20 protein-coding genes are annotated in these 19,966 nt (G+C 62.9%); 4 read left to right on the top strand and 16 right to left on the bottom strand.

Translation table 11 applies throughout. From position 1 onward, the window contains the following. Window positions 1–29 precede the first annotated feature (29 nt). The gene (gene infC / locus FIU86_RS10610; protein WP_152477076.1) at window positions 30–575 is read right to left on the bottom strand and encodes a translation initiation factor IF-3; all 546 of its coding nucleotides are present in this window, start codon (window positions 573–575) and stop codon (window positions 30–32) included. Window positions 576–778: 203 nt separating this feature from the next. On the opposite strand from infC, the gene FIU86_RS10605 reads away from it, so the two are divergent. Beyond that, window positions 779–1,720, top strand: coding sequence for a translation initiation factor 3 (locus FIU86_RS10605; protein WP_152475058.1), 942 nt, complete (start codon window positions 779–781; stop codon window positions 1,718–1,720). Window positions 1,721–1,796: 76 nt separating this feature from the next. Here FIU86_RS10605 and FIU86_RS10600 read toward each other — a convergent pair whose 3' ends face one another. The 6 genes from FIU86_RS10600 to cysG form a co-directional block, all read right to left on the bottom strand. Continuing rightward, window positions 1,797–2,642: a ferredoxin--NADP reductase gene (locus tag FIU86_RS10600; protein WP_152475057.1), complete on the bottom strand. Its 846-nt coding sequence runs from the start codon at window positions 2,640–2,642 to the stop codon at window positions 1,797–1,799. 71 nt (window positions 2,643–2,713) lie between these two features. After that, window positions 2,714–3,145: a DUF934 domain-containing protein gene (locus FIU86_RS10595; protein ID WP_152475056.1), complete on the bottom strand. Its 432-nt coding sequence runs from the start codon at window positions 3,143–3,145 to the stop codon at window positions 2,714–2,716. After that, on the bottom strand, window positions 3,142–3,888 hold the full coding sequence (locus tag FIU86_RS10590) for a phosphoadenylyl-sulfate reductase (RefSeq protein ID WP_152475055.1): 747 nt from the start codon (window positions 3,886–3,888) through the stop codon (window positions 3,142–3,144). Before FIU86_RS10590 ends, FIU86_RS10595 begins: the two co-directional genes overlap by 4 nt. Further along, the gene (locus tag FIU86_RS10585; protein WP_152475054.1) at window positions 3,875–5,542 is read right to left on the bottom strand and encodes a nitrite/sulfite reductase; all 1,668 of its coding nucleotides are present in this window, start codon (window positions 5,540–5,542) and stop codon (window positions 3,875–3,877) included. The genes FIU86_RS10590 and FIU86_RS10585 overlap by 14 nt, the downstream gene beginning before the upstream one ends. Beyond that, the gene (locus FIU86_RS10580) at window positions 5,542–5,844 is read right to left on the bottom strand and encodes a DUF2849 domain-containing protein (protein ID WP_152475053.1); all 303 of its coding nucleotides are present in this window, start codon (window positions 5,842–5,844) and stop codon (window positions 5,542–5,544) included. The genes FIU86_RS10585 and FIU86_RS10580 overlap by 1 nt, the downstream gene beginning before the upstream one ends. After that, window positions 5,844–7,238, bottom strand: a complete 1,395-nt coding sequence (gene cysG / locus FIU86_RS10575; protein ID WP_152475052.1) for a siroheme synthase CysG — start codon at window positions 7,236–7,238, stop codon at window positions 5,844–5,846. Before cysG ends, FIU86_RS10580 begins: the two co-directional genes overlap by 1 nt. A gap of 145 nt (window positions 7,239–7,383) precedes the next feature. Between cysG and FIU86_RS10570 the strand changes: the two genes are divergently transcribed. Then, a complete protein-coding gene (locus tag FIU86_RS10570; RefSeq protein ID WP_103764178.1) occupies window positions 7,384–7,845 on the top strand; it encodes an Lrp/AsnC family transcriptional regulator in 462 nt (153 codons plus the stop codon). 4 nt (window positions 7,846–7,849) lie between these two features. On the opposite strand, the gene tpiA is transcribed toward FIU86_RS10570, so the two are convergent. From tpiA to FIU86_RS10525, 9 genes are all read right to left on the bottom strand, one after another. After that, entirely contained in the window at window positions 7,850–8,602 is a 753-nt protein-coding gene (gene tpiA / locus FIU86_RS10565; RefSeq protein WP_152475051.1) for a triose-phosphate isomerase, read from the bottom strand. Window positions 8,603–8,661: 59 nt separating this feature from the next. Then, complete coding sequence (locus FIU86_RS10560) at window positions 8,662–9,012, bottom strand: iron-sulfur cluster assembly accessory protein (RefSeq protein ID WP_057794005.1); 351 nt, start codon at window positions 9,010–9,012, stop codon at window positions 8,662–8,664. A gap of 32 nt (window positions 9,013–9,044) precedes the next feature. Further along, window positions 9,045–9,764 carry a DUF3307 domain-containing protein gene (locus tag FIU86_RS10555; RefSeq protein WP_152475050.1) on the bottom strand — a complete coding sequence of 240 codons (720 nt, stop codon included), beginning with the start codon at window positions 9,762–9,764 and terminating at the stop codon, window positions 9,045–9,047. Beyond that, the gene (locus tag FIU86_RS10550; RefSeq protein WP_152475049.1) at window positions 9,761–10,378 is read right to left on the bottom strand and encodes a MarR family transcriptional regulator; all 618 of its coding nucleotides are present in this window, start codon (window positions 10,376–10,378) and stop codon (window positions 9,761–9,763) included. Before FIU86_RS10550 ends, FIU86_RS10555 begins: the two co-directional genes overlap by 4 nt. A gap of 50 nt (window positions 10,379–10,428) precedes the next feature. Next, a complete protein-coding gene (locus FIU86_RS10545; RefSeq protein WP_152475048.1) occupies window positions 10,429–10,791 on the bottom strand; it encodes an SUF system Fe-S cluster assembly protein in 363 nt (120 codons plus the stop codon). A gap of 225 nt (window positions 10,792–11,016) precedes the next feature. After that, entirely contained in the window at window positions 11,017–12,423 is a 1,407-nt protein-coding gene (gene rimK / locus FIU86_RS10540) for a 30S ribosomal protein S6--L-glutamate ligase (protein ID WP_152475047.1), read from the bottom strand. Between the two features lie 112 nt (window positions 12,424–12,535). Next, window positions 12,536–12,808: an NfeD family protein gene (locus FIU86_RS10535; RefSeq protein WP_152475046.1), complete on the bottom strand. Its 273-nt coding sequence runs from the start codon at window positions 12,806–12,808 to the stop codon at window positions 12,536–12,538. Then, a complete protein-coding gene (locus FIU86_RS10530) occupies window positions 12,805–13,695 on the bottom strand; it encodes an SPFH domain-containing protein (RefSeq protein WP_103764186.1) in 891 nt (296 codons plus the stop codon). Before FIU86_RS10530 ends, FIU86_RS10535 begins: the two co-directional genes overlap by 4 nt. A 95-nt stretch (window positions 13,696–13,790) precedes the next feature. Beyond that, complete coding sequence (locus tag FIU86_RS10525; protein ID WP_216647172.1) at window positions 13,791–15,464, bottom strand: mechanosensitive ion channel family protein; 1,674 nt, start codon at window positions 15,462–15,464, stop codon at window positions 13,791–13,793. Between the two features lie 151 nt (window positions 15,465–15,615). Here FIU86_RS10525 and tgt point away from each other — a divergent pair, with 151 nt between their 5' ends. Further along, window positions 15,616–16,749: a tRNA guanosine(34) transglycosylase Tgt gene (gene tgt / locus FIU86_RS10520; protein WP_152475044.1), complete on the top strand. Its 1,134-nt coding sequence runs from the start codon at window positions 15,616–15,618 to the stop codon at window positions 16,747–16,749. A 762-nt stretch (window positions 16,750–17,511) separates the two neighbouring features. Beyond that, entirely contained in the window at window positions 17,512–19,923 is a 2,412-nt protein-coding gene (gene lon / locus FIU86_RS10515; protein ID WP_152475043.1) for an endopeptidase La, read from the top strand. Window positions 19,924–19,966 lie beyond the last annotated feature (43 nt).

Here is a 19,966-nt window from a genome sequence, read left to right as displayed (position 1 = left end):
TGCAATGGACATCCAGTCGCCGCGCGGGATTACTTGGCCCCCGGCGCGATGATCATGATCATCTGGCGGCCTTCCATCTTCGGCATGTTCTCGACCTTGCCGATTTCTTTGATGTCCTCGGCCACCCGCTGCAACAGTTCGCGGCCCAGATCCTGGTGCGCCATTTCGCGACCGCGAAACCGCAAGGTGATCTTAACCTTGTCGCCGTTTTCCAAAAAGCGAAAGACGTTGCGCATCTTCACGTCGTAGTCATGCGTGTCGGTGTTGGGGCGGAACTTCACCTCCTTCACTTCGATGACTTTCTGCTTCTTGCGCGCCTCGGATTCCCGCTTTTGCTGTTCGTACTTGTACTTGCCATAGTCCATGATCTTGCAGACCGGCGGATTGGCGTTCGGCGAGATTTCCACCAGGTCCAGACCGGCCTCTTCTGCCATACCCATGGCGCGTTCGGGCGTCACGACGCCGACGTTTTCACCTTCCGCGCCGATCAGGCGGATTTCCGGAACGCGGATTTTGTCGTTGATGCGGGGGCCGGTGTCGCGCGTCGGAGGCGCGTTGTGTGGTCTGCGGGCTATGGTTTTTGTCCTTCGATCGTTCAGCGAGTTTGAGGTCGCAAGGTAACCGCGCGTAGGGGGTGTTTCAAGCGGCAAAATCGGGTGGCAGAGCCCTAACCGACGGTAATTTCCCCTTGCATGCGCCGATTTTACGCTTCATCTCCAAGCAACTGTAAGGCAGGCTGTGAAAGTCTTCAGAAACCTGCCAGTTGAGAGGAATACCAATGAGAAACATTTTGTGGCTGATCGTGGCCCTTGTCATCCTTGCCGGGGGCTACATGCTCTTCACCGGCAAGTCACCGCAGGAAGTCGTGGACGAGGTGTCCGAAACTGTTTCCTCGCCCGAGGAATTGGAAAGCGCCGCGGATACCGCCGGCGAGGCAACCGAGAATGCCGTTCAGGAAACCGGCGAGGCCCTGGAGGCCGCTGGCGACGCAACGGCAGAGGCCGCCGCGGATGCCGGCGAGGCCGCGGAAGATGCCGTAGAAGCGACCGGACAAGCCGCCGACGAAGCGGTGCAGGAGGCCGTGGAGGCCGCCGACGATGCGGCCAATTTCGCCGAAGACACCGCTGCGGATGCAGCCGACACGGCCAGTGACGCCGCGGATGCTGCTGCCGATGCCGCGGCGGATGCAGCAGATGCGACCGCGGAGACAGCCGAGGAAGTGGCCGACGAAACTACGCAAGCCGCCTCGGACGCGGCGGACGCGGCTGCCGACACTGCCAGCGATGCGGCGGATGCAACCGAGGACGCGGTCGAGGATACCGCGGACGCCGCGGGCGATGCCGCGGACGCAACGGAAGATGCGGCAGAAGAGGCTGTCAGCGCGACCGAAGAGGTGGCGGAAGACGCCGCCGATACCGCCGACGCCGCAGCCGACAGCACCGAGGCCGCAGCAGAAGAGGCTGCGACCGAAGCAGCAGACGCAACGGACGAGGCGGTAAATTCGACTGAAGCGGCGGCAACCGAGGCCTCCGAGACCTCTATCACCGAGTTGCTGACACCCGAGGGCTTCGATTACGACAAGGTTACCGAGTACATCGACAACTCGGACCTCGGCACGGTGCAAAAGACGGGGCTGAAGTCCAGCCTGCAAGCCGCACGGGACAATCCCGACATGCTGGAAAGCGCGCTGGATGCCGTACGCGAGGCGTTGAACCTCTGATCGGATCAGAGTGCTGCAAAGACACAACCCGCGCTGCGATCAGCGCGGGTTTCTTTATTCGAGGCACGAAAGAGGGTTAGTCGAGAAACGCTTTTTCGACCACGTATTCCTTCGGATCGGAATTCGCCCCTTCGCGCAGACCGTATTCCTCGAGCATCTCCTTGATCTCGAGGTTAAAGGCCAGGTTGCCGCAAACCATCGCGCGGTCAATCTCGGGCGTAAGGGACTCGACTCCGAGGTCCTCGAAAACCTCGCCTTTGCGCATCAGGTCGGTGATCCGGCCCATCTTGGCGCTCTCTTCGCGGGTCGTCGTGGGATAGTACCGCAGCTTCTCGTGAAAGCCTTCGCCGATCAGTTCGGCCAGCAGCTCGTCTTTGCGGATGCCGTCGATCAATTCCTTGCCATATGTCAACTCACCCACCTCGCGGCAGGTGTGGGTGATGATGACCTCGTCATAGTCGGTATAGGTCTGCGGGTCGCGCAGCAGCGAGGCGAAGGGCGCAAAGCCGGTGCCCGTTGCAAAAAGCCACAGGCGCTTGCCCGGCAGCAGGGCGTCATGTACCAGCGTGCCCACGGGCTTGGGGCGCAGGATGATCTCGTCGCCCGGTTCGATATGCTGCAGGCGGCTGGTCAACGGACCGTCCTGCACCTTGATCGAATAGAATTCCAGTTCGTCGTCCCAAGAGGGCGAGGCGATGGAATAGGCCCGCAGAAGCGGCTTTTCCTTGCCGGTCTTCTCGTCTTTCTGCATCAGCCCGATCATGACGAACTCGCCGGAGCGAAAGCGCAGGCTGGCAGGACGGGTGGTGCGGAAGGAAAACAGCCGGTCGGTCCAGTGTTTGACCGCCGTCACGGTCTGGGCGTCGGGCAGGGTAGGGACTTTGACGGGTTTCGCTTCGGTCACGGTCACGGTCTCGTTCATCAGCAATCATCGCCCGGGGTCTTAGCCCGAGCGTCTCCTCGTATACTTTGATTCAGGTCAGATTACAGGGGTCATTCGGCGGGAATCTTGCCGCGTCCGGTGCCGCGCAGACGGGCCTGGTAGTCATGCGCCTGCCAACTTGCGCGGAACAGCCACTGGTCCTCGGGCTGCCGTTCAGCCAGATCTTCGGAGATTTCGACCTCGTCGAAGCCGGACCTGCGTGCCATCGCATATTGGTCGGCAATAACGTGGCCCCGAGCCCGCAGGCGCCCTTTGAAGCCCATCAGTCGCAACTGCCGCGCGATGGTAAAGCCGCGCCCGTCGGAAAAGCTGGGAAAGTCGACACGGATCATCGGGATGTCCGAAATCCGCCCGGCCAGCTCGTTTGGGTCGTTGCTGGACGCAAGGTCGATGGCGCAGCCCGGATGCGCGTCGTTCAGCGCGGCGATGGGGCCGTCCCAGTCGTCGTTTGCAAAGCCTTGATCTGTCACGATAACGCTCATGCCGTTTCTCCTGTTCTGACGGGTTTTCCGTTGACGAAATGAATGCCGCATTCGGACTTGTCGGTGCCGCGCCAGCGGCCCGCGCGGGCGTCTTCGCCGGCGGCCACGCGGCTGGTGCAGGGCTGGCATCCGATGGACGGATAGCCTTGCGCCACCAGCGGGTGACGGGGCAGGCGGTTTTCTTCCATATAGGTCTGCACGTCTTCCCGGGTCCAATGCGCCAGGGGGTTGACCTTCATCCGGCCCGTGGCCTCCTCGGTCTCGAAGAAGTCGAGCGCAGCCCGGTCACCGCCGTGATAGCGTTTGCGCCCCGTGATCCAGCCATCAAAACCTTGCAGCGCGCGTTGAAGCGGCACGGTTTTGCGCAGAGTGCAGCAGGCGTCGGTGTCGGACTGGTGCAGGTCTCTGTCGGGGTCCTGCCGGGCCACCGCGTCCGCGTCGGGGCGAATGATCCGCAGGTCCTTCAGGCCCAGGCGCTCGGCCAGATCCTGTTGGTAGACCAACGTTTCGGCAAAGAGCATCTCGGTGTCCAGAAAGATCACCGGCGTGTCGCGTTTCAGCACGGAGATCATGTGCAGGAGAACTACGGATTCCGCGCCGAAACTGGACACGAGCGCCAGTTTTCCCGCTTCGGGGCTGGCCAGCGCATGGCGCAGTACGGCCGTGGCGGAGTTCAAGCGGTACCACTCGTTCAGACCCGAGACGCGGGTCGGCAGGCTGGTGTCGATCTTACTCTGCAGCATAGGCCTTGTCCTGCTCGTAGAGGGCGGTCTTGAACGGTGTCATGCCAACACGGCGGTAGAATTCCAGGAACGTCTCGTTTCGGTCATGCCGCTGATCGAGATAGGTCTCGACGATGCGTTCGACGGCCGGAATGATTTCGTCTGCCGAAAAGCCCGGCCCGGTCCGGTCGCCGATTGCTGCGGTCTCGGTATGATCGCCGCCAAGTGTGATTTGATAGTTCTCGACGCCGGCACGATCCAGCCCAAGGATGCCGATATGACCAACATGGTGGTGGCCGCAGGCATTGATGCAGCCCGAGATCTTGATCTTCAGCTCGCCGATATCATGCTCCAGCTTCAACTCGTCAAAACGGGTTGCGATCTGTTGGGCGATCGGGATGGACCGCGCCGTGGCCAGCGCGCAATAGTCCATACCGGGGCAGGCTATGATGTCCGAGATCAGGCCGATATTCGCCGTCGCCAGACCGTGCTTTTTCAGAATGGCATGCAGCGCGGGCAGGTTGGACTTGTGCACATGCGGCAGGATCACGTTCTGCTCGTGACTTATGCGCAGCTCGTCATGGCCGTAGAACTCGGCGAGGTCAGCCATCACCCGCATCTGGTCCGCCGTGGCGTCCCCCGGCGTGGCACCGTGGGCCTTGAGGCTGATCTGCACGATGGCGTATCCCGGTGCCTTGTGAGCGATGAGGTTCGTGTCGGCCCAAGACCGGAAGATCGGGTCGGTCTTGTACGTGGTCTCGAACACTTCCGCGCCGTCCTGCCGAAACGCCGGCGGTGCGAAGGCGGTCTTGATCTGCTCCAAGAGAGCAACGTCGATGCCGCTGAATTCGGGGCGGATCACCTCGAACCGCTCCTGCACCCGCGCGCGGATGTCGTCGATGCCGTGTTCGTGCACGGTGATCTTGATGCGCGACTTGTACTTGTTGTCGCGGCGGCCCAGCAGGTTCCAGACGCTGACCGTGGCCTCGATATAGGGCAGCAGGTCTTCCTGGCTGACGAAATCGGACAGGACCTTGCCGATCATCGGCGTCCGTCCAAGGCCACCGCCGACGAGAACGCGGTAACCGATCTCGCCTTCACGCTCGACGATCTGGATGCCGATGTCGTGGGCCTTGATCACGGCGCGATCGTTCGGGCTGCCGGTCACGGCGATCTTGAACTTGCGCGGCAGGAACTGGAATTCCGGGTGATCGGTGGACCACTGTCGCAAGAGTTCCGCCACCGGGCGCGGATCGGCAATCTCGTCCTCGGCGGCACCTGCGAAATGGTCGGCGGTTACGTTGCGGATGGTGTTGCCGGAGGTCTGGATGGCATGCATCTCGACCTCGGCAAGCGCATCGAGAATTTCCGGCACGTCACGCAACTCGGGCCAGTTGAACTGGATGTTCTGGCGCGTGGTGAAATGGCCATAGCCCTTGTCCCACGTCTCGGCGATATGGGCGAGCTGGCGCATCTGGCGCGAATTGAGCGTGCCATAGGGAATCGCCACACGCAGCATGTAGGCGTGCAATTGCAGATAAAGGCCGTTCATCAGGCGCAGCGGCTTGAACTCGTCCTCGGTCAGGTTGCCGGCGATGCGGCGCTCGACCTGGGCGCGAAACTGGCGGTTGCGCTCGGCCACGAAGGCCGCGTCGAATTCGGAATAGGAATACATCAGTTTACCTCGGCTTGTTTGCCATGGTGATAGTTGGACGGGCCAGTGCGGCGGAATTCCTCGCGGAAATGCGTCGGCTGCGGGCCGTCGTCAGAAGGTTTGGCATCGGCCAGGTACGCCCCGACGACCAGTTCGGGCTGGCCTTCGGCCTGCGCCAGCCGCAGCTTGGCGAGCGCCTCGTCGCTGATCAGTTCAGCCTCGGAAAGGTGCCGCGACCAGCGGTCATCGGCAGTTTGATAAACGACGTCGCCTTCCAGCAGCGCGTTGGCGGTGACGACCTTGGGGGTGAATTCTTTGGGCATCAGGCGAACTCCTGCGTCGAAAGGGTCAGATTTGTCTCAGCGGCGCGGGGCGCGAGGCCGATGAATGTCAGGGCCGGGCCGGCCAGATTAGCCTCTTCCAGGTCCTGCGCCATGCGGGCCACTGTTGTGGCGACGATGCGCTGATCGGGGCGCGACGCATTCTCGACGATGCTGACGGGTGTGGCGCGGTCTGCGCCGTGCATCAGCAGGCGGCCCTGGATGAAGCGGCTGGATTTCTTGCCCATGTAGATCGCGGCGACCTCGCCGGGTTGGGCGAGGGCGGTCCAGTCCTGCTCGGCATAGCCTTTCATGTCGTGGCCAGTGACAAAGCGGACGGCGGCGTTGCGCTTGCGCTTGGTCAGGCTTTGACCGATAGCGGCCACCCCCGCAGAGGCGGCGGTGATCCCTGGCACGATATGCCATCCGATCCCGGCGGCGTTGACCGCGTCGACCTCTTCGTCAAGGCGGCCAAAGACGGTCGGATCGCCGCCTTTCAGGCGTACAACCTGCGCGCCGGTGGCCGCGTGCTCGACGATCAGCGCGTTGATATCCTCCTGCGACATGGCGGGGCCGAACCCGATCTTGCCCGCGTCGATCAATGTCGCCTCGCGGCGGGCCAGTTCAAGGATTTCGGGCGTAACTAGCCGGTCGTGGATAACCACATCTGCGGCGTCGAGCGCCTTTCGTGCCTTGAGCGTCAACAGTTCGGGGTCGCCGGGGCCCGCGCCGACGAAGGCGACATGGCCTTCTCGGGTTTCGGCTTTGACGTGCTTGTCCAATAGGGCCGGCAGCGCTTCGTTGACGAGCTCTTCGCCGCCTTCGTCCATCGCGCGAGGTCCCTTGTCGAAATAGTATTCCGACCAGAAATCGCGGCGCTTGCGGCCCATGGGTAGGACCTCGACCGCCTTGCGGAACGCTTTGCCAATGCGGGCGAGGGTCCCCAGCGTGGCGGGCAGGCGTTCTTCCAGATCGGCCTTGATCGCGCGGGCCAGTACGGGGGCCGCGCCCTCGGTACCAATGGCGACGGTCACCGGGTCACGATCGACGATCGCGGGCGTGATGAAGGCACTGTCCTGAAGGTTGTCGACGATGTTCACCAGAGCGCCGTCGGCGCGGGCGATGGCGGAGGTTCGAGCGTCCTCGGCCTCGTCCTCGTCGGCGGCGTAGAACAGAACGGCACAGGTCGTATCGCCCGGTTCCATCGCGCGGCGCACGAGGCGCAGCTTGCCGGCGGTGTGCCAGTCCTCGATCTCTTGCGCCGGCACTGGTGCGAATACCGTCAACTGTGCTTCGGTCTTCAATAGCAGGCGCAGCTTGGCGAGCGCGGCGTCGCCGCCGCCCGACAGCACAACGCGGCGCCCTTCCAAAGCGACGAAGATGGGAAAATGTTTCACTTTGCACGCCTCCGGCTGCGATTGACTTGTGCCAATATATAGAAAATATTCCCGGTATTGCGCTACCTGGCGGCGCGAATAAGGACGTGCGTTCCAATTTGCTTTCGCTGAGTTGGGAATGTCCCGGGAAAAGGAAAAATAGAGAATGAGTGTTCGCCTTGACGAACTGGACCGGAAAATCCTCTCGGAGCTACAGAAGGACGGGGGGCAATCGCTGGACGATATCGCGAAAACAGTCGGCAGTTCCAAGACCCCGGTTTGGAACCGGATTCGAAAAATGCGCGAGGGCGGCGTGATCCGCCAGCAAACCTTTCTGCTGGATCCCGAAGCCCTTGGGCTGGAGGCGTGCTTCTTCGTCCTGATCCGCACGTCTGAACATGACAAGGAGTGGCAGGACAGGTTTCTCGATGCGCTGAGAACACGGCCGGAGGTTATGGAGGCGCACCGGCTGGCGGGCGATATCGACTACATCCTCAAGGTCGTGGTCAGCAACGCGCGGGCCTATGACATTTTTTACCAGGCGCTGATTTCAGAGGTCAAAGTGCACAACGTGACGGCGCTTTTGTCGATGGAAGAGATCAAGTCTACGACGATGCTGCCTGTCTAGGTGCTTACGCTTTGCTCTCCAGCGCCTTGATAATAGGTGAAAAATCTGCAGCCTTGAGGCTGGCGCCCCCGACCAGCGCGCCGTCGACATTGTCAGTCGCGAAAATCTTTGCTGCGTTGTCGGGTTTGACCGATCCGCCGTAAAGCAGCGGGATGTCGCGCCCCTCGTTTTCTCCGAACCGACGGATCATGCGGGCGCGGATGAAGTCGTGGACCTCGTCGATCTGGTCGGTCGTGGGGACCTTGCCGGTGCCGATGGCCCAGATCGGTTCGTAGGCGATGACCGTGTTGGCGGCGGTACAGCCATCGGGCAGGGAGGTGGCCAGCTGGCCGCCGATGATATCAAGCGTGTTGGCCGCTTCGCGCTGAGACAGCGACTCGCCCACGCAAACGATGGCGACAAGCCCTGCGGCGTGGGCCGCGCGTGTCTTGGCGTTGACGTCATCGCTGCTCTCGCCGTGGTCCTCGCGCCGTTCGGAATGGCCGAGGATAACGCTGGTGGCGCCGGCATCAAGCAGCATCTGGGCCGAGATGTCGCCGGTATGGGCGCCACTGCCCCGCGCATGACAATCCTGTCCGCCGATCCTAATGGGCCCATCGGCGACCAAAGCCGCCGCTGTCTGAATCAGTGTTGCGGGCGGACAGATCAGGATATCAACGCTAGGGTCGGGATGGGCCTGTGCGAGGGCAGACAGTTCTTCCAAGGCAGCACGTGTGCCGTTCATCTTCCAGTTACCTGCTGCCAGTTTGCGCGCCATGCGTTACCTCCGGGTTAACTGACCGGAGTGGTAGCGGCTCGCGCAGGGCGGGGCAACGTTTACATGCCTTCGAACTTAATCGACTCGCCGCAGCCGCAGGCCTCGGTCACGTTGGGATTGTTGAACACGAAACCGGATTCCAGAAGCGAGGTCTGATAGTCGATCTCCGTCCCAAACAGGAACATCTGTGCCATGGGGGCGATCATCACGCGTGCACCGTCCTGCTCGACCACCTCGTCGTTGGGGTCGACCTCGGTCACGTAATCCATGGTGTATTCCATGCCCGCACAGCCGCCTTTCTTGACGCCGATGCGCAGGCCCTGGTGGCCATCCTTGTCCATCAGGCGGGCAATCATCGACGCCGCTTTGGGGGTCATGGTGACCGCCTGTTTGCCTGGGATTCCGAACATGGTGCTGCCTTTCTCGCTGCGATGGGTCCAATCTATGCAAGCCAGTCGGCAATCTCAAGCGGGGGCAGCAATTCCATCCAGGCGCGCGTGGCCTCGGCCACGAGGAAGGCCCAGGCGAAGGAGGCCAGCGTGCCGATGATCACGTATTCCGCCGTTTTCTGGTCACGCGCGGCGGTGCCGAAGCGCAGGATGGATTTCGCGGTGATCAGGAAGCCCACGCCAAGCGGTTGATTTGCCATGACGAAAAAAAAGATCAACCCGCGTTCGATCAGCCCGATCTGGCGGCCACCGTTGCGCAGCCCGCGTTGCTGGATCAGCACACCGTGCGAGCGCATCAGCAGGCCGACGGCATGTTGACCGGCAACCAGGGTGGCGATCAGCCCGGCCAGAAGCGCCATGAGCGGCAGCAGGGTGGGCATGTCGGCCCACATGCCGGTCGCCCAAAGCGTGGGTGCGTGGACCGCGACGGCGACGATCACCAGAAGATGCAGGGCCTGATCGGCGAGAAACGCGGCCAGCCCTTTGAAATTGCCGTAGGTTTTCGCGCAGTCGATGGCCAAATGCGCGGCGGCGAGGACCAGCACTGGCGGCGCGGCGATCTGGCCCAGCGCGGCCATGGAGGCCACCAGCACAAAGGCACTGTGGAGGAGCATGACGCCGAAATGACGCTTTTTGCGGTGAATCAAGTCCGTTTGCAGGACGAAATCCGCCAGAACATGAGCGAAGAGGAGGGCGGTGACAGTCTCGATCATTCCGGCGCCTCCAGCAGTGTCAGGGCATCGTGCAGGGCCGGGTAGCCGGCGGCGTGCAGGGCTTGGTCAATGGCCTGGCGGGAAATGCCGAGGCGGTCGGCGGCGACGCGACGCGGCCCGGTCCCGGGGGGCAGCATCGCGGCCACGGCGCGGGCCTGGGCCTGCGTCCAGCCCTGCGCGATGTGATCGGCAAGGCGGTAGGTGGCGTCGAGCGGGCCACCGTCGGCGTGCGCGAGAAGCGTGGTGCCCGTGAGCTTTTCCAGCAGGCGGCCCGAGGCGCTGAACGCGGGGCCGTGGGCGCTGTTGGGGTCGGGGTTGGAGCCGTCGGGCAGGGTGCCTTTGCCGGTGGCGACGGCGATGCGTGTTTGCACAGCCGGGTCCAGCGCCATCAGGCTGGATTGCAGGTAAAGTGTTGATCTGAGGTCATATTCGGATGCGTTTACCGCCAGTTGCCAACCGTCGCCCCCGCGTCGTCCGAAGGCCGCCGTGGCATCTTGGCTCCATGCGGAGATGTCATCTGACAGCCGGTGGAGGCAGGCCATAACACCGTCGAGACGCTCTGCCGAAAGGGCAGAAGACTCGACGATATCACCGGTGAAGACGGTCCATATCATGCGCAAGTATTATTGCTTGCTTTTGCAAAATGCAAGCGTTTTTGCTTGCTTTACATGAATCCGAGTTCGAGGCGGGCCTCGTCGCTCATCATGTCCATGCCCCAGGGCGGCTCCCAGGTGAGATCAACATCAACTTGTTTCACACCGGCTAACGGCTCGATCGCCTCGGCCACCCAGCCGGGCATCTCGCCCGCGACGGGGCAACCGGGGGCGGTCAGGGTCATGATGACGCTGACCTCGTTTTCGGGCGTGATATCGATCGTGTAGATCAGGCCGAGGTCATAGATATTCACAGGTATTTCAGGGTCATAGACCGAGCGACACGCTTCGACCACCTGGTCGTAAAGCGGGTGATCCGTGCTGGAGGGCGCGATCAGCGGCGCGCCTTCGAGGGGTTCTGGCTGCTGGGTCATGTCACATCCTGTGCGGTTATCCGACTGAATATATAAGGATACCAGAGCGGCGCGTCCAGAGGGGGCGTACGCGGCCAGCGTGCGACGTCTTAACACTGACCGAGGGCGCAGACACCGGGGGGTGACACGCGTGCACCCCCTGTGCACCGGGCGTGCACCGCCATGGCGCGGCACCAGATGGCGCGAGTTGGTTAACGCGCGCAGGGTGACGTTGCGTTGCCGGCCCTATTTGCCGGAGCGGCGGCGGCGGATCGGGGCGGGGCGCACGCGGCTTTCAATATCGTCGTAGAGCATGCCGACGATGTTTTTGTTGGTCGAGGCCTCGATGCCTTCCATGCCGGGCGAGGAATTGACCTCGAGCACCTTGGGCCCGGCCTCGGCTCGCAGAAGATCCACGCCCGCCAGCCCAAGCCCGAAAGCGCGGGCGGCGCGCAGGGCGGTTTCGCGCTCGGTCTTGGTGATGCGCACCGACTTGGCCGAGCCGCCGCGGTGCAGGTTGGAGCGGAAATCGCCCTCGGCCCCGGTGCGTTTCATCGAGGCGACCACCTTGCCGCCGATCACGAGACAGCGGATGTCCTCGCCCGCGGCCTCCTTGACAAAATCCTGCACGAGGAAGTTGGCGCGCAGGCCGCGGAAGGCGTCGATAACCGACTCGGCGGCCTTCTTGGTTTCGGCCAGCACGACGCCCTTGCCTTGGGTCGATTCCAGCAGCTTGACGATCAGGGGGGCCGTGCCGACGAGGCCGATGAGGTTGCCGGTGTCCTGCGGCGAGGCGGCGAAGGCGGTGTTGGGCATGCCGACCTTGGCGCGGGCCATGAGCTGATGTGCGTAAAGCTTGTCGCGGCTGGAGGAGATGCCGGCGGAAGGGTTCACGCAATAGGTGCCGATGGTCTCGAACTGGCGCACGACGGCGGCGCCGTAGGACGTGATCGAGGCGCCGATGCGCGGGATCACGGCGTCGTAGCGGGGCAGGCGCTTGCCGTCGTAATGCACCTCGGGCGCCAGCGTGTTGATCGCCATGTAGCAGCGGGTGGTGTTGATCACCTCGACGGAATGGCCGCGCTTCTCGCCCTCTTCGACGAGGCGGCGGGTGGAGTAGTTGTTTTCGCGCGACAGCACGGCGATGCGCAGGGAGCGGTTGGGTTGGGCCTCGCGCATCTTCTTGGTGTGGTAGACGTCGTAGTTCAATTCGGGCTGAAGGAAGCGGTCGGTGGCGACGATCGAGATGTGATCCTTGAGCGCTGTGCGGCCCAGAAGCATCCGGCTGTTCATGGTGGAGCGGTTGGTCAGCGTGATCTCGATCGGCCAGGATTGGCCCGCGACCTCGAGCTTGCTTTCGATGACGTAGCGCAGTTCCTTCTCGCCGTTCGACGACGCCACCTCGCGCCGGTCCACGATGGGGGCGGAGCAGGGGATCACAAGGTCGTCGCGGCCCGGGATCGGGTGAACGGTAAAGCGGACCTTGGGTTTCGAGGACGGCCCGAAGGTTTCGATGTCAAAGGCGTGCAACGCGGAGGTGCGTGCCCCGGTATCAACCTTGGCCCGCAACGCCGGCACCCCCAATCCGGGCAGGGAGATCCACTCTTCCCAGCCAAAGTTCAGGATCTCCGGGCTGTCGGGGCTATCGGTCATGAGGTTGCCTTTTGGTTGTGGATCGGTCGGCGGTGGAACTGCAAGTTTCACCACGTAATGCATGTCGGCACAAGGTTACGGTGCGGGATGACCGCAGGGGCGGCGCAGGAGGCTACTTGTTGATATCTTCGTCGAAATAGCGGGTCTGATCGTCGGACGACCGGAAGACGCGGCGCAGTATCAGCCACGCGACCAGCGAGGCGCCGGCGAAGAGCGCGATGAGCGTCGGCGGCATGAAAGGGCCGAGCAGCGCCACCAGAAGCGCCATCACCGCGGCCCCGGCCGCGATGCCGAGGAAGATGTAGCCCGGCATCAGAAGTTCGAGGATGGCGATGGCCAGCGCGGCGCAAAGCCAGACCCACCAGTGCGACAGCAGGTCGATCATGGCTTGCCTTTCAGCATGGTGAAGGCGTTGGCGAAGGCCTCGACCGCGTGGGCGGGCACGATGACGGTCTGCGATGACGGGCCTTGGCCCAGGGCGTTGAGCGCCTCGACCTGCTTCAGGGCGACCTGGTATTGCGCGGCTTCGAGCCCGTTATCGGCGATGGCGCGGGCGACGACGCCGGTGGCGTAGGCCTCGGCGTCGGCCTGGATGCGGCGGGCCTCGGCAGTTTTCTCGGCGGCGTAGAGATCGGCGTCGGCGGCAAGTTCGACGGCGCGTTTCTGGCCCTCGGCCTCGGTCACCTGCGCGCGGCGGGCGCGTTCGGCGTTGAGCTGCTGCAGCATGGCTTCGCGCGTGGCCTGATCGAGGTTGACGTCGAGGATCTCGGCCCGGGTGACCTCGATCCCCCAGTTGTCGACGGCATCCTCGACATGCTGCTTGATCGTGTCGATCAGTTGCGAGCGGTTGGCCTGCACGTCGTCGAGATCCATCTTGCCGATCTCGGCGCGCACGATCCCTGCGACCGTGGTGGCGATGGCGGCGTCCACGTCGCGGATGCGGTAAACGGTCTTTTCGGGATTGGTGATGCGGTAGAAGACGGAGGTTTCAACCTCGACCAGCACGTTGTCGCGGGTGATGGCGTCCTGGCTGGCATTGGGCAGCTGGCGTTCGAGGATCGAGACGCGGTGCCGGATCTTGTCGAGAAACGGCACGATGAAATTGATCCCCGGCCCCAGCACCGAACGCAGGCGGCCGAAGCGTTCGACGACATGCTGTTCGGATTGCGGCACGATCTTCACGCCCTGGAAGATCACGATGAAGAGCAGCAGCGCGAGCAGGATGTAGGACAGGTTGGAAGAGAGCAGGTCGATAATCTGGTCTTCGGTCATCGGGATCCCCGTTGGAAAGGTCCCGGTTTAATAGGGCCAGCGCGCGCGCCATTGCAAGGCTTTGGTGGCGGTGCCGGGCGCGCGGCAGCGCGGGATCAGCCGTCGGGGTAATCCTGCGCGGGGCCTTGCGGCAGGAAGGGCGTGCCGGTTTCCTTTTCAAGCTCGGCCGCGCGGGCGAGCAGGCGTTCGCGGCAGGCGGTTTCGAGATCCCAGAAGGTGGACTGGTCCGGCGTGGGCAGAGCGAAGAGGATCTTCTTGCCGAAGACGTCCTGGTCGGCGACCCAGACGCCGGCGTCGTCCTTAGACCCCAGCGTGCCGTCGTCGATTTCGTCCATGACCTCGAAGAACGCCTTGCGCAGCGCCTCGACATCGGCGGTCTGGGCGAAGGTCATGCGGATGGGGCGCGTCATTTCGCGGTCGCCGGCGGAGAGGTTCTCGAACGGGTGTTTGACGAAATGGCTGACCGGCACGATGAAGCGGTTGCCGGTCCAGATCGCCAGCTGGACATAGGTGAAGTGGATGCGTTCGACGGTGCAGAAGCGATCCTCGAACACGATGTAGTCGCCTATGCGAGCCGAGCGGTTGAGCGCGATCTGCACGGCGGCCAGCAGGTTGCCCAGCACCTCGCGCGCAGCAAAGCCGAGCACGATGGTGATCGCACCCGCACCGGCCAGCAGCGTATAGCCGAGCGAGTTGAAGACCTGCACCGAGCTGAGCAGCGTGATTGCGCCGACGATAACGGCGAGGATGATGACGAACTTGCGAAAGCCCGACAGCATGGTGGCCATGTTGCGATAATGCGAGTTGACGGGATCGGCCAGTTCCTCGGGGCTGTTGAGGCTGACACGGTCGAAAATCTCGTCGGCGACGCGCACCGCGGCGAGGGCGAAGCCCACGACATAGCCCAAGAGCACCAGAGGTCCGACGACGACGCTGATCGGGCCGGTGACCACCAGAAGGCGGTTGGTGGTAAAGCCGATGAAGGCGGAGATCACGATGATCGTGGCCGGCAGGCGGAAGGCGCGCACGCAAGCCTGCACGATCCTGCGGCTGGAGAAACTACCCAGCCAGCCGACGATGCGATAGGCGATGTAGCCCAGCAGGAACGCGATGACGGTGATGACGGGCAGCACCAGCCATTCCCAGACATACATCCCGAACGGCCCGCGTTCGCGCGCCCAGGGGGGCATCGCCATTTCCAGTTCGGTCGGTTTGAAGCGCTCGTAAAGCGCCGGGATGTCGCGCACGCTTTGCCGCGAGATGACCCAGACGGGATCGCCGTTCGCGGGTTTCACCCGATTGAGGCGCAGCGGCACGGGCCGCTTTTCCAGCTCCAGCATGTTGAGCAGGATCGAGCGGCGCACCCGACCGGCACCGGGGTCTTCCTGGGCGCCGTCGAGCCAGCCGTCGGGGCGATCCGAGAGATCAGTCCAGGGGATCAGCACCTGCCGGTCGATGATCATCTTCAACTGGCGCGCAAGGTTCGCGCCGCGATTGGCCTGCGCCTCGAGTGGCAGATCGCCGAGGTCCAGCAGGTGGGCTGCGGCGCCGTACTGGTCGTCGTCGAAGAAGGACAGCAGCGATTCCATCGCCGAGCGGGGCGTATCGCGGTCGAGCGCCGCGGGAGGCTCGGGCAGGCCGGGGTTCAGCAGGTCGATCTCGAAATAGGGGTCTTGTGCAAGCGCCGCGACCGCGCCGGACACGATGATGAAAAGCGCCGCCGAGAGGCTGCGCAGCGAGGCGGCGATGGTGTGCATGTGTCTCTTCACGTGTCCCGTCGTTTTTGTTTCACCTTAAACCAGCCCGTCTCGGTTTGGTTCATTTTATTCTGCGCGCCGTGGCGTCGGGCACATATGCGGGATGATTGAAGCTTTCGCCAAAGGCGTTATGGAGGGCGCATCGAGGCCAGAGGGTAATGACATGACGAACGGGTTCGCTTTCGAGTTGGGCGCAAAGGACGGGCAGGCGCGGACGGGGGTGATCCGCACGCCCCGGGGTGAGGTGCGCACGCCGGCCTTCATGCCGGTGGGCACCGCCGCCACGGTGAAGGCGATGATGCCCGGATCGGTCCGTGAGACCGGCGCGGATATCCTGCTGGGCAACACCTATCACCTGATGCTGCGCCCCACGGCAGAGCGGATCGACGCCCTGGGTGGGTTGCATCGGTTCATGAACTGGGAGCGGCCCATCTTGACGGATAGCGGCGGGTTCCAGGTGATGAGCCTTGCCGGGTTGCGCAAGCTGACCGAGGAGGGTGTGACGTTCAAGAGCCATATCGATGGGTCGAAACACGAGCTGACGCCGGAGCGGTCGATGGAGATCCAGCGCCTGTTGGGCAGTGATATCGTGATGTGTTTCGACGAATGCCCCGCGCTTCCGGCGAGCGATGACGAGGTCGCTCGCGCGATGCGCCTGTCGATGCGGTGGGCCGCGCGGTCCAAGGACGCGTTCGGGGACCGGCCCGGCCATGCGCTCTTTGGTATCATGCAGGGCGGCGTGACGCAGGAGTTGCGCGAGGAAAGCGCCAAGGCGCTGGTCGAGATCGGCTTCGACGGCTACGCCATCGGCGGGCTTGCGGTGGGCGAGGGACAGGAGGCCATGTTCGGCGTGCTGGATTACGCCACCGGGTATCTGCCGCAGGACAGGCCGCGCTACCTGATGGGGGTGGGCAAGCCGGACGACATCGTGGGCGCCGTGAAGCGTGGCGTGGACATGATGGATTGCGTGCTGCCGTCGCGGTCGGGGCGGACGGGGCAGGTGTTCACCCGGCGCGGCGTGCTGAACATCAAGAACGCCCGGCACCAGGACGACCCGCGGCCCCTGGACGAAGCCTGTACCTGTCCGGCGTGCAGAAACTATTCCCGTGCCTACCTGCATCATGTGTTCCGTAGCCAGGAGATCATCAGTTCCATGCTGCTCACCTGGCACAACCTGCATTACTATCAGGAGATCATGGCGGGGATGCGCGAGGCCATCGCCGCTGGAGCATTCGACGCGTGGGAGGCGGAGTTTCATGCCCGGCGCGCCGAAGGGGATATCGCACCGATTTTATAGGCGCCTCAGACACTTGGCCTGATTGCCGGTCTTTCGCATCAGAGTGTTTCCAAAATGTGATCTGAATTCGTTTGGTGGTGGGCGGATTTCCGCTTATACTGAGTCTGCGATTTAATGAAGTGATCGATAATACAATGACTTATGCTGCCTTTGCTTTTAGCTGGATGTCTGTCGCACTTTTCGCGGCTATTCTGCTCGCCTGACACGGATCATGCGACACACATCTTTATTACCATGAAAAGTGCCGGTCCCTTTGCAGGGGCCGGTACACCTTTTTTGAACCCATCGGCGGTAGAGCGCGACCCAGAGGCATCACGACAGCGTGACATACTGGGAGCAATGAGATGACATATGCCGCATTCACGATCAGCTGGGCCTCGGTGGCGATTTTGGCCGCGATACTTCTGGCCTGACGCGCCGCCGATTTCAGAGCCCATCCTTGGTGCGTCGAGCCTGATAGTTGACTCGAACGCCCAGTCTGGTTCGCCCGTATTTTCATGGCGGCGAGATGCAAGTCGGGGTGGTGATCTCGTTTTGTGCCAACCGCTAGATCGGGCCAGTCTTCGCGAGGCCAACAGTAAGAATGCGTATATTTGATGCTTGTACCCGTGCGTGGCGCAAGGCATTCTGCGCGTGACCTGGCCGGGGTGCGAGGTTGAAACCGGGCCGCGAGCGCCCAGATTAACAGTATCGAAACGGAGAAGGACGGTGGTTGCCGCCAAGTCGGGACCGGAGCCTTCTTGCCAATACAGGATAACGAGCATGCTAGAACCCCTTAACGCCTCTTACCCGGTCCTGCCGCTACGCGATATCGTCGTGTTCCCGCACATGATCGTGCCGCTTTTCGTTGGGCGCGATAAGTCCGTGCGCGCGCTTGAAGAGGTGATGCAGGACGACAAGCAGATCCTGCTGTCGAGCCAGATCGACCCAGGCGAGGACGATCCCAATGCCGACGGTATCTACAATTCCGGCGTGCTTGCCAACGTGCTGCAATTGCTCAAGCTGCCCGATGGTACCGTGAAAGTGCTGGTCGAAGGCGTGGCGCGGGTCAAGATCACCGAGTATCTGGAAAACGAGAATTTCTTCGAAGCACGGGCCGAGTACCTGCAGGAAATGCCGGGCGACGCCGCGACGATCGAGGCGCTGCTGCGCACCGTGTCGGACGAGTTCGCGCGCTATGCCAAGGTCAAGAAAAACATCCCCGAAGAGGCGCTGGCCGCCGTGACCGAAGCCGACGATGCCGCCAAGCTGGCCGACCTGGTGTCGGGGCATCTGGGCATCGAGGTGGCGCAGAAGCAGGAGCTGCTGGAGACGCTGAGCGTCAGCGAGCGGCTTGAGAAGGTCTATGGCCTGATGCAGGGCGAGATGAGCGTTCTGCAGGTCGAGAAGAAAATCAAGACGCGCGTGAAATCCCAGATGGAGCGCACGCAGCGTGAGTACTATCTGAATGAGCAGATGAAGGCCATTCAGAAGGAGCTGGGCGATGGCGAGGACGGCGAAGGCGAGATTGCCGAGCTGGAAGAGCGCATCGAGAATACCAAGCTGTCGAAAGAGGCGCGCGAGAAGGCCGAGGGCGAGCTGAAGAAGCTCAAGAACATGAGCCCGATGAGCGCCGAGGCCACGGTGGTGCGCAACTACCTGGACTGGATGTTGTCGATCCCGTGGGGCAAGAAATCCCGCGTGAAGAAGGATCTGGGCCGGGCGCAGGACGTGCTGGACAAGGACCACTATGGCCTCGAGAAGGTCAAGGAGCGGATCGTCGAGTATTTGGCCGTGCAACAACGCTCGAAAAAGCTGAAGGGCCCGATCATGTGCCTTGTCGGCCCGCCGGGCGTGGGCAAGACGAGCCTTGGCAAATCCGTGGCGCGGGCCACGGGGCGCGAGTTCATTCGCATCAGCCTGGGTGGCGTGCGCGACGAGTCCGAGATCCGCGGTCACCGCCGGACTTATATTGGCTCCATGCCGGGCAAGATCATCCAGTCGCTGAAAAAGGCGAAGACGACGAACCCGCTGATCCTGCTCGACGAGATCGACAAGATGGGTCAGGATTTCCGGGGCGACCCGGCGTCGGCCATGCTGGAGGTTCTGGACCCCGAGCAGAACGGTACGTTCGTGGACCACTACCTTGAGGTCGAGTACGACCTGTCGAACGTGATGTTCCTGACCACCGCGAACTCCTACAACATGCCGGGGCCACTGCTCGATCGGATGGAGATCATTCCGCTGGCCGGCTACACCGAGGACGAAAAGCGCGAGATCGCCAAGCAGCACCTACTGGCCAAGCAGATCAAGAACCACGGTCTGAAGCAGAAGGAGTTCAGCCTGGACGACTCTGCGCTGACGGCGATCATCCGGCATTACACCCGCGAGGCGGGCGTGCGGAACCTCGAACGCGAGATCAGCAAGGTGTGCCGCAAGGCGCTGACCAAGATCATCAAGAAAGAGGCTGAACGCGTCGACGTGACGTCGGAGAATATCGACGAGTTCCTTGGCGTGAAAAAGTTCCGCTATGGGCTTGCCGAGGAGAAGGACCAGGTGGGTGTCGTCACCGGGCTGGCCTATACCTCGGTCGGCGGCGAGCTTTTGAATATCGAGGCGCTGCGCCTGCCGGGCAAGGGCCGGATGAAGACCACCGGCACGCTGGGCGACGTGATGAAGGAGTCGATCGACGCTGCGTCTTCCTATGTGCGGTCAATCAGTCCTCAGATCGGGGTGAAACCGCCGCGGTTCGAGAAATGGGATATCCACGTGCACGTGCCCGAAGGCGCGACGCCCAAGGACGGGCCGAGCGCGGGTCTGGCGATGGTGACGTCCATCGTGTCCGTGCTGACCGGTATACCGGTGCGTAAGGACATCGCCATGACCGGTGAGGTCACTCTGCGCGGTAATGCGCTGGCCATCGGCGGGCTGAAGGAGAAACTGCTGGCGGCCCTGCGTGGTGGCATCAAGACGGTGCTGATCCCGCAGGAGAACGAAAAGGATCTGGCCGAGATCCCGGACAACGTGAAAGAGGGGCTGGAGATCATCCCCGTAGAACACGTGAGCGACGTTCTGAAACTGGCGCTGGTGGAAGCGCCCGAACCGGTTGAGTGGGACGAAGCGGCTGAAGAGGCTGCCGCGGCCGAAGCGGCGCGGAAGTCCGGCGAGGACGGGGCAGGGGCTGTAACCCACTGAACCCTGTGATGCAGAAACACGAAACGCGCCCGCAATGTCGGGC

This window comes from Roseovarius sp. THAF9 (assembly GCF_009363715.1).
Lineage (GTDB): Bacteria > Pseudomonadota > Alphaproteobacteria > Rhodobacterales > Rhodobacteraceae > Roseovarius.
Note: the sequence above shows the minus strand (reverse complement) of the source record. Positions and strands in the feature narration are given on the sequence as shown.